Source organism: Vallitalea longa (assembly GCF_027923465.1).
In the GTDB taxonomy this organism is placed as follows: domain Bacteria; phylum Bacillota; class Clostridia; order Lachnospirales; family Vallitaleaceae; genus Vallitalea; species Vallitalea longa.
Map to the genome: position 1 here is coordinate 1 of NZ_BRLB01000056.1, position 589 is coordinate 589.

1 pseudogene is annotated in these 589 nt (G+C 36.3%); it reads right to left on the reverse strand.

From position 1 onward, the window contains the following. Nucleotides 1–589: pseudogene (locus QMG30_RS24800) on the reverse strand (IS1634 family transposase); the annotation flags it as partial.

Below are 589 nucleotides of genomic sequence, written 5' to 3' on the forward strand. Positions count from 1 at the left end.
TGGTCATTTCTTTTAGAAATGGAGAGACTATTTTTATATAACTCTGCCTGAATAAAATCCGATTCGTCAGCGATAATCCCTAAGGCACGATAAATGTGCTGTAAATCAAAAGTAGGTTGCTCCAATAAACGCTTTGATTCTTCAAAGGTATTAAGTTTAGAAGAGGGGAAGAGTATTCTCCCATAAACTAAACGTGAAAGAATAGCATTCAGGTCAAAGGTGAATTTATGTCTGGAAGTGATGTCTTTAGAAATCTTGTGAAGCCCCAGTTGGTGATAAAGTTGTTGAAGGAACAGGTAGCCACCGTTGAAAGCGTGTTGCGTATCTTTGCCAATGAGCTTGAATTGAGAACATTCAACAATGACTTTGCGTTTGTTAACCTTTTCTTTTTGGTTGAGTTCAGCGATATATTCATTGGCCCATTCATAAGGGTCTCGACCTTCTAGTTTTTTTCTAAGTTCGGCTTCAGTTCCGAGTTTTTCAACAATCTTTGAAGTGTTAGATTGTGTTTTGGGGTTATAAACGGATTTAATTACGTAAAAAGAAGCGGCATTTTTGGATTTAGATACTTTTAATCTCATAGTAATAC